This window comes from Umezawaea sp. (assembly GCF_036375055.1).
GTDB lineage: Bacteria > Actinomycetota > Actinomycetes > Mycobacteriales > Pseudonocardiaceae > Umezawaea.
In genome coordinates, this window is record NZ_DASUSQ010000177.1 from 1 (window position 1) to 9,806 (window position 9,806).

Genomic DNA, 9,806 nt, shown 5'->3' on the forward strand with positions numbered 1-9,806 from the left:
GGGCGCGCTGACCACCGGCGGCCGTCTCGTGGTCGTGCCGTACGCGGTCAGCCGGGACGTGGAGGCGTTCCACGCGCTCGTGCGCGACGAGGGCGTGACGGTCCTGAGCCAGACCCCGTCGGCGTTCCGCCAGTTCGAGACGGTCGACGAGCAGTCGGCGGGTGAGCTGTCCCTGCGGGCCGTGGTGTTCGGCGGTGAGGCCCTGCACCGGCCGTCGGTGCGCAGGTGGGCGTCGAGGCACGGGTACACCGCCCCGCTGCTGGTGAACATGTACGGCATCACCGAGACCACCGTCCACGTCACGTACCTGGCCCTCGGCGAGCAGGACCTGGAGCGCGACCTCAGCCAGATCGGCCGCCCCCTGCCCGACCTGAGCGTGCACGTGCTGGACGCGCACGGCCGCCCCTGCCCGATCGGCGTGACCGGCGAGATCCACGTCGGCGGCGCGGGCCTCGCCCGCGGCTACACCGGGCTCCCGGCGCTGACCGCCGAGCGCTTCGTGCCCGACCACCGCACCGGCCGGGCCGGTGCCCGGCTCTACCGCAGCGGCGACCTCGGCCGCTGGAACGCGCGGGGCGGGCTGGAGTACGTCGGCCGCGCCGACGCCCAGGTGAAGATCCGCGGCTACCGCATCGAGACCGGTGAGGTCGAGACGGTCCTGGGCACCCACCCCGGTCTGCTGGAGGCGGCCGTCGTCGCCCGCACCGGCCCCGACGGCCAGGCCGACCTGGCGGGCTACCTGGTGCCCGACGGCGAGGCGCCGTCCACGGACGAGCTGCGCGCGTGGCTGCGCAAGCGGTTGCCGGACTACATGGTGCCGCGGCACCTCGTGACGCTCGACGAGCTCCCCCTGACCCCGCAGGGCAAGGTGGACCGCAAGGCCCTGCCCGAACCGGAGGCCGTCCGCCCCGAGCTGGCCCAGGAGTACGTCGCCCCGGTCGGCGCCGTCGAGGAGGCGCTGGCCGAGGTCTGGCAGCGGGTGCTGGGCGTGGACCGGGTCGGCAGGCACGACAACTTCTTCGACCTGGGCGGCGATTCCATCCGCAGCATCCAGGTCCTCGGCCAGGCCAGGAACGGCGGGCTCTCCTTCGACCTCCAGGACCTGTTCCGCAGCCCCACCACGGCCGGGCTCGCGACGCGCGTGGAGGCCGTGACCGCCACGGGGACCGGGCCCGTCGTCCGCGAACCGTTCGCCCTGGTGTCCGAGGAGGACAGGGCGCTGCTGCCGGAGGGCCTGGAGGACGCCTACCCGATGGCGGAGCTCCAGGTCGGCATGGTCTACGAGATGGAGCTGAACCCGGAGCGCCGGGCGTACCACAACCTGGACGGGCTCCGGATCGTCGGACCCTACGACGAGGCGGCCTTCCGCGACGCGACGGCACGGGTCGTCGCGCGCCACCCGATCCTGCGCACCTCGTTCGACCTCAGCGGTTTCAGCGAGCCGATGCAGCTCGTGCACCGGACCGCGGAGATGCCGTTCACCGTCGAGGACCTGCGCCACCACGACGAGGCCACCAGGGACCAGCTCCTCGACGACCACGTGCTCTCGGAGCGCCGCCGTCCGTTCGACCACTCCAAGCCCCTGCTGCTGCGCTTCGCCCTGCACCGGCTGACCGACGAGTCGTTCCAGTGGACGATCACCGAGCACCACGCCATCTTCGACGGCTGGAGCCTGCACTCCACCATCTCCGAGATCGCCGAGGTGTACCAGCGGCTGCTGGCGGGCGAGGACCCCGTGCTCACCCCGCCCGGCTCCGCCTACCGCGACTTCATCGCCGCCGAACGGGAGACGCTGGCCTCCGAGGAGAGCCGGGGGTTCTGGCTCGACCGCGTCGGGGACCGGCCGGACTGCCGCCTGCCCCGCTGGCCCGCCGACCGCCCGACCAGCCTGACCGGCCGCGCGCAGGAGCACGAGTGGCGCGAGCACCACCCCGACCAGGGCTACGGCTCCGTCGAGACGCTGCTGCCGGAGGAGCTGTGCGACGGGCTGCGGCAGCTGGCGCGCGAGTGCTCCGTGCCGCTCAAGGCCGTGCTGCTGGTGGCGCACCTGAAGGTGATGAGCCTGGTCACCGGGACGTCCGACCTCCTGGTGGGCCTCACCGCGAACGGGCGGCTGGAGGAGGAGGGCGGCACCGAGGTGCGCGGCATGTTCCTCAACACCGTGCCGTTCCGCATCGAGCTGCCCGACGGCACCTGGCGCGACCTGGTGCGGGCCGTGTTCGAGACCGAGCGCGAACTCCTGCCGCACCGGCGCTACCCGCTCGGCGCGCTCCAGCGCGAGGTCGGCGGCGAGCCGCTGTTCGAGGTGAACTTCGTCCACAACCACTTCCACGTGCTGGACAGGGCCTTCGGCCCCGGTCTCATGCGCATCGCGGACGACAAGATCGACAGCTTCACCACGGACCGGGCCGAGCCGACCAACTTCCCGCTCAACGTGGGCGTGATCCGCAACCCGTACTCCAACCGCCTGCTGTTCGGGATGGACTACCACACCGAAGTCCTGACCCCGGACCAGGTTCTGCTCTACCGCGACTACTACCTGCGGGTCATGGCCGAGATGGTGGCCGACCCGGAGGCGCGCCACCGGTGGGTGCCGCTGCTCGGCGAGGACGAGCGCGGGCTGCTGGAGTCGTGGAACGCCAACGAGGCCGAGGTGCCGCCGGTGCTGGTGCACCGGATGTTCGAGGAGCGCGCCGCGGCGTCGCCGGACTCGGTCGCGGTGGAGTCGGGCGGGACCTCGCTGACCTACGGCGAGCTGAACGCGCGGGCCAACCGGCTGGCCCGTCGGCTGCGGGACCTCGGCGTCGGACCGGACGTCCCGGTGGCGCTGTGCCAGGACCGCTCGCTCGGCATGATCACCAGCCTGCTGGCCGTCCTGAAGGCCGGTGGCGTCTACGTGCCGGTCGAGCCCGAGTTCCCCGTGGAGCGCATGGCCTACATGCTGCGGGAGGTCTCCGCCGGGCTGGTGCTGGCGGGCGAGCGGGCCGTCGACCGCGTGCCCGAGGGCCCGTGGCGGGTCGTGGTCGTGGACGAGTCGCTGTGGGCCGACGGCGACGACGGGAACCTCGACGGCGGCGCGGCGCTGGACAACGGCTTCTACGTGATCTTCACGTCGGGGTCCACCGGCCAGCCCAAGGGCGTGGTGACCCGGCACCGCAACGTGACCGAGCTGCTGCACGGCGGCGAGTTCCTCACCCTGAACCCGACCGACACCCTGCTCCAGCTCGCGCCGCTGTCGTTCGACAACTCGACGTTCGAGGTGTGGGCGCCGCTGGTGGGCGGCGCGCGGCTGGTGCTGGCACCGCCGGTGCAGTACGGGCCTCGGGAGATCGCGGAGTGGGTCGTCGAGGCGGGCGTGACGGTGCTGCACGCCACGGCGTCGCTGTTCGCGCTGCTGGTCGACCACGAGCCGCAGGCGTTCGACGGCCTGCGCCGCTTCCTCACCGGCAGCGAGACGGTGTCGCCGGGGCACGTGGAGCGGGTGCTGGAGCGCTGCCCCGACCTGGAGCTGGTGAACTGCTGGGGGCCGACGGAGACCACGACGTTCTCGGTCTGCGGCGTGTACCGGCGTGGGACCGTGCCGTCCGGCGCGCTGCCGCTGGGCTCCCCGCTCGTCAACACCCAGGTGTGGGTGCTGGACGAGGCAGGGCTGCCGGTGCCGGTCGGCTCGTCCGGCGAGCTGTACGTGTCCGGCCCGTGCCTGGCGCGCGGCTACCTCGGCAGGCCCGCGCTGACGGCGGAGCGCTTCGTGCCGCACCCGTTCCGGGCGGGCGAACGCCTGTACCGCACGGGCGACCGGGGTCGCTGGTCGGTCGACGGCCGGGTGGAGTTCTTCGGCCGCACCGACCACATGGTCAAGGTCCGCGGGTACCGCGTCGAACTCGGCGAGGTCGAGGCGGCCCTGCGCGAGCACCCCGACCTGCGCGAGTGCGTGGTGGTCACCCGCGCCAACACCACGGCGGGCATCGACCTCGTGGGCTACGCCGTCATGGACGGCGTCGCCCCCACGTCCGGCGAGCTGCGGACGTGGCTCGGGCAGCGGCTGCCGTCCTACATGGTGCCGCGCCTGTTCGTGTTCCTCGACGAGCTGCCGCTCACCCCCAGGGCGAAGATCGACCGGCGCGCGCTGCCGGAGCCGAAGGAGACGCGCCAGGACGACGCGGAGGAGTTCGTGCCGCCGGTCGGCGAGGTGGAGGAGCTGCTGGCGGGCATCTGGTCCCGCGTGCTCGACGTGGACCGGGTCGGCAGGAACGACAACTTCTTCGACCTGGGCGGCGACTCGATCCGCAGCATCCAGGTCGTGGGGCAGGCGCGGACGAAGGGGCTCGTCGTCGGTCTCCAGCAGCTGAACCAGCACCCCACGGTGCGGGCGCTGAGCGAGGTCGTCGAGCCTCGGCAGGCCGCGGAACCGGTGCCCGCCACGGCATCGCCGTTCGCGATGCTGTCGGAGCGGGACCGCGAACTGCTCGCCGCGCGCACGACCGGCGAGCGGTGACGACCCGATGAGCGCAGTGGACGACGCGGTGATCACGCAGGACCCGCCCCGGCTCGTGGACGCCTACCCCATGTCGGAGCTCCAGGTCGGCATGGTCTACGAGATGGAGCGCGACCCGGAGCGGTTGCCCTACCACAACGTGCACACGTTGAAGGTGGCCGGAGCGTTCGACGAGGCGTGCTTCCGGCGCGCCGTGGCCGCGGTCGTCGCCCGGCACCCCGTCCTGCGCACCTCGTTCGCCCTGTCCGGGTTCAGCGAGCCCATGCAGCTCGTCCACGACAGGGCCGAGGTCCCCATCACCGTGGTGGACGGGGGAGCGACGCTGGCGGACCACCTGGCCACCGAGCGGCGCACGCCGCTGGACCTGTCGGTCGCGCCGCTGTGCCGCATGGGCGTGCACGTCCTGTCGCCCGAGGCGTTCCAGTGGACGTTCACCGAGCACCACTCGATCCTCGACGGCTGGAGCCTGGCGTCCGTCGTCTCGGAGATCACCGACGCGTACCGGGGCCTCCTCGTCGGCGAGGAGCCGGTGGCGGCCCCGCCGCGCTCGACCTACCGGGACTACGTCGCCGCCGAGCGCGCGGCGCTGGAGTCCGCTGAGAGCACCGGGTTCTGGCGCGACCGGCTCGCGGAGCTCCCGGACAGCCGCCTGCCGCGCTGGCCCTCGGACCGGCCGGTGCTGCCCACCGCCACCGAGGTGGCCGGGCAGCGGCACGTCCACGACGGGGACCGGGGCTACGGCTCGCTGGTGAGCCCGCTGCCCGCCGACCTGCCGCCCCGGCTGCGCGAGCTGGCCCGCTCGTGCCGGGTGCCGGTGAAGGCGGTGCTGCTGGCCGCGCACGTGAAGGCGATGAGCCTGGTCACCGGCTCGCGCGACGTCGTGGTCGGGCTGACCGCCAACGGGCGGCTGGAGGAGGAGGGCGGCGCCGACGTCTGCGGCCTGTTCGTCAACACCGTGCCGTTCCGCGTGGAGCTGGCCGACGGGAGCTGGCGCGACCTGGTCCGCGCGGTCTTCGCCACCGAGAACGACCTGCTGCCGCACCGCCGCTACCCGATGGGCGCGCTCCAGCGCGAACTCGGCGGCTCACCGCTGTTCGAGACCAACTTCGTCTACACCGACTTCCAGCAGATCGCCGGGGCGGGCGACGACGAGGCGCTGGGCGACGTCGCCCGCACGCACTTCGCGCTGGTGGTGGCGTTCGTCCGCGAACCGGGCGGCGACGGGTTGAACCTGGAACTGGAGTACGACGCGCGGGCGTTCCCCGCCGCGCAGGTCGCCGTGCTGCGCGACCACTACGCGCGGGTGCTGGCCGAGATGGTGGCCGACCCGGACGCCGAGCACCGCTGGGTGCCGCTGCTCGGCGCGGACGAGCGGGCCCTGCTGGAGTCGTGGAACGCGAACGAGGCCGACGTGCCCCCGACGCCCGTGCACCGCGCGGTCGAGGAGCGGGTCGCGGCCTCGCCCGACGCGGTGGCCCTGGTGTCGGGCGAGGTGTCGCTGACCTACGCGGAGCTGAACGAGCGGGCGAACCGGGTGGCGCACGGGTTGCGCGACCTCGGCATCGGCCCCGACACGGCGGTCGGCGTGTGCGTCGAGCGGTCCGTCGAGATGGTCGTCGCCTGGCTCGCGGTCCTCAAGGCGGGCGGCCTGTACGTGCCGCTCGACCCCGCTTTCCCCGCCGCCCGGCTGGAGTTCATGCTCCAGCGCTCCGCCGCCCCGCTGGTGCTCACCGCGGGACAGGCCGCGCGCGGCGTCCCCGATGGCCCGTGGCGCGTGCTCGACGTGGGCGACGTGGAGTCGGGTGACGGCGAGAACCCCACGGGCGGGGCGGGGCCGGACCACGGCTGCTACGTGATCTTCACGTCCGGGTCGACGGGGCAGCCGAAGGGCGTGGTGGCCCGGCACCGCAACGTGACCGAGCTGCTGCACGGCGGCGGGACCACGACCGTGCGGCCGGACGACGCGCTGCTCCAGATCGCCACGGCCTCCTTCGACGTGTCGACGTTCGAGGTGTGGGCGCCGCTGGTCGCGGGCGCGCGGCTCGTGCTGGCCCCCGCCGTGCGGTACGGGCCCCGGGAGGTCGCGGAGTGGGTGGCGGAGTCGGGCGTGACGGTGCTGCACGCGACCGCCTCGCTGTTCGCGCTGCTGGTGGACCACGAGCCGCAGGCGTTCGACGGCCTGCGCCGGGTCCTGACCGGCAGCGAGACGGTGTCGCCCGGCCACGTCGCGCGGATCCTGGAGCGCTGCCCCGACCTGGAGGTCGTGAACTGCTGGGGGCCCACGGAGACCACGACGTTCTCGGTCTGCGGGTCGTTCCGGCGCGGTGACGTGCCCGCCGGCGCGCTGCCGCTGGGCGTGCCGCTGGTGAACACGCAGGTGTGGGTGGTCGACGACGCCGGGATGCCGGTGCCGATCGGGTCGCCCGGCGAGCTGTGCGTGTCCGGTCCGTGCCTCGCGCGCGGCTACCTGGGCCAGCCCGGTCTGACCGCGGACCGCTTCCTGCCGCACCCGTTCCGCGCGGGCGAACGCCTCTACCGCACCGGTGACCGGGGCCGCTGGTCGGCCGACGGCCGGGTGGAGTTCCTCGGGCGCGTGGACCACATGGTCAAGGTGCGCGGGTACCGGGTCGAACTCGGCGAGGTCGAGGCCGCCCTGCGCGACCTCCCCGGCCTGCGGGACTGCGTGGTCGTGACCCGCGCGAACACGACGGTCGGCGTCGACCTGGTGGCCTACCTGGTCGTGGACGGCACGACGCCGCTGACCGGCGAGGTGCGGGCGTGGCTGGAACGGCGGCTGCCGACGTACATGGTGCCGCGCCTGTTCGTGTTCCTCGACGAACTCCCGCTCACGGCGCGGGGCAAGGTCGACCGCCGCGCGCTGCCCGACCCGGACGAGTCGCGCCCGGAGGTGGCGCAGGAGTACGTGCCGCCGGTCGGCGCGGTCGAGGAGCTGCTGGCCGGGATCTGGTGCCGGGTCCTCGGCGTGGACCGGGTGGGCAGGCACGACAACTTCTTCGACCTGGGCGGCGACTCCATCCGCAGCATCCAGGTCCTCGGCGAGGTCAGGGACGCGGGGCTGACCGCGAGCCTGGCGGCCATGCTCGCGAACCCGACGCCCGCGGGTCTCGCCGCCGAACTGCTCGACGACGTGGACGCCGCGCCGCGGTCCGAGCCGTTCTCCGTGCTCGCCGACGAGGACAGGGCGCTGCTGCCGGACGGGCTGGAGGACGCCTACCCGATGGCGGAGCTCCAGGTCGGCATGGTCTACGAGATGGAGCGCGACCCCGAGCGCAAGCCGTACCACAACGTCCACACCCTGCGGCTGACCGGAGCGTTCGACGAGACCCGCTTCCGCGCCGCGCTCGCGCTGGTCACCGCGCGGCACCCCGTCCTGCGGACCTCGTTCGACATGAGCCGGTACGGCGTGCCGGTGCAGCTCGTGCACCCGTCGGCCGAGATCCCCCTCTCCGTCGTCGACCTGCGCGGGACGCCGGAGGACACCCGGCGCGCGACCGTGGACGAGCACCTGGCCGTCGAGCGGCGCACCTCCCTGGACGTCACCTCGGCACCGCTGTGCCGGATGGCCGTGCACGTGCTGTCCGACACCGCCTTCCAGTGGACCGTCACCGAGCACCACGCCGTCCTGGACGGCTGGAGCCTGACCTCCACCCTCGCCGAGATCAGCACGACCTACGACGACCTCCTCGCCGGGCACGACGTCCACCCCGTCCCGCTCCGCTCGTCCTACCGCGACTTCATCGCCGCCGAGCGCGCCGCCCTGGCCTCGGAGGAGAGCGGGCGGTACTGGCGCGAGCGCCTGGCGGGCACCGACGGGAGCCCGCTGCCCCGCTGGTCGGTGACGGCGGACGGCCTCGGGGACACCGTCGCGGGCGAGCGCCACGACCGCGACGAGGCACTGGGCCACGGCTCGCTCGTCACGGGGCTGCCCGCCGAGCTGCGCGCGGACGTCGAGGCGTTCGCCCGCCGGGCCGGGGTCCCGGTCAAGACGGTCCTGCTCGCCGCGCACCTGCGCGTGCTCTCCGCCGTCACCGGCGGCGGCGACGTGACCACCGGTCTGTCGTTCCACGGCCGCCTGGAGGAGGCGGACGGCGCGGAGGTGCGCGGTCTGTTCCTCAACACCCTGCCGTTCCGGGTCGCGCTCCCCGACGGGAGCTGGCAGGACCTCGCCCGCGCGGTCTTCGAGGCCGAGCGGGACGTCCTGCCGCACCGCCGCTACCCGATGGCCGCGCTCCAGCGCGAACTCGGCGGCACGTCCCTGTTCGACGTCGGCTTCGTCTACAACGACTTCCACCAGTTCGGCGGGCTCGCCGAGGGCGCCGGGTCGTGGCACCTCGACGCCGCCGACCAGGGGCCGTCCGGGTCCACCAGCACCAGCTTCCCGCTGCTCGTCTCGGTCAGCCGGGAGGCGGGCGCCGACGGGCTGCGCCTGGAGCTGGAGTACGACACCCGCCAGCTCACCCGCGAGCAGGCCGTCCTGCTGCGCGACTACCACCTGCGCGCGCTCCGCGCCATGACCGCCGACCCCTCCGCGCACCACCCGACGGCCGTGCTCGTCCCGAGCCGGGAGGCCCGGACGGTGGCGGCGTGGTCGCGGGCGGCGGTGGACGTGCCCGGCGCGACGACCGTGCACGAGCTGGTGGCGGCGGCGACCTCGGCCCGGCCCGACGCGGTGGCCCTGACCGGTGACGGCACCTCCCTGACCTACCGGGAGCTGACCGACCGCGCCGACCTGCTGGCGCACCGGCTGCGCCGCCTCGGCGTCGGCCCCGAGGTGTGCGTCGGCGTGTACCTGGAGCGGTCGTGGGAGACCGTGGTGGCGTGCCTGGCCGTGCTGCGCGCAGGCGGCGTGTACGTGCCGCTGGACACGGCGTTCCCCGCCGACCGCCTGGAGTTCATGCTCCGCGACGTCGGCGCCCCGCTGGTCGTCGTGCACGCGGCGACGGCCGCGTCCGTCCCCGGTGGACCGTGGGAGCTGGTCGACCTGGCGGACCCGGCGGAGGCCGGGGACGTCGAACTCCCGGCCGTCCAGCCGGACCACGGCTGCTACGTGATCTTCACGTCGGGGTCGACCGGTCGTCCGAAGGGGACGACGGTGACGCACCGCAACGTGGTGCGGCTCATCCGCGGGGTGCGCGAGCGCCTGCCGTTCGGGCAGGACGACGTGTGGACCCTGTTCCACAGCTTCGCCTTCGACTTCTCCGTCTGGGAGATGTGGGGCGCGCTGACCACCGGCGGCCGTCTCGTGGTCGTGCCGTACGCGGTCAGCCGGGACGTGGAGGCGTTCCACGCG

2 protein-coding genes are annotated in these 9,806 nt (G+C 73.9%); both read left to right on the forward strand.

The annotated features are described in order from the left end of the window. On the forward strand, positions 1–4,495 hold a 4,495-nt coding region (locus VFZ92_RS41325), incomplete at its 5' end, for an amino acid adenylation domain-containing protein (RefSeq protein WP_330883480.1). A 7-nt stretch (positions 4,496–4,502) separates the two neighbouring features. Continuing rightward, positions 4,503–9,806 (forward strand): amino acid adenylation domain-containing protein (locus VFZ92_RS41330; protein WP_330883482.1); only part of this gene is annotated, 5,304 nt, incomplete at its 3' end.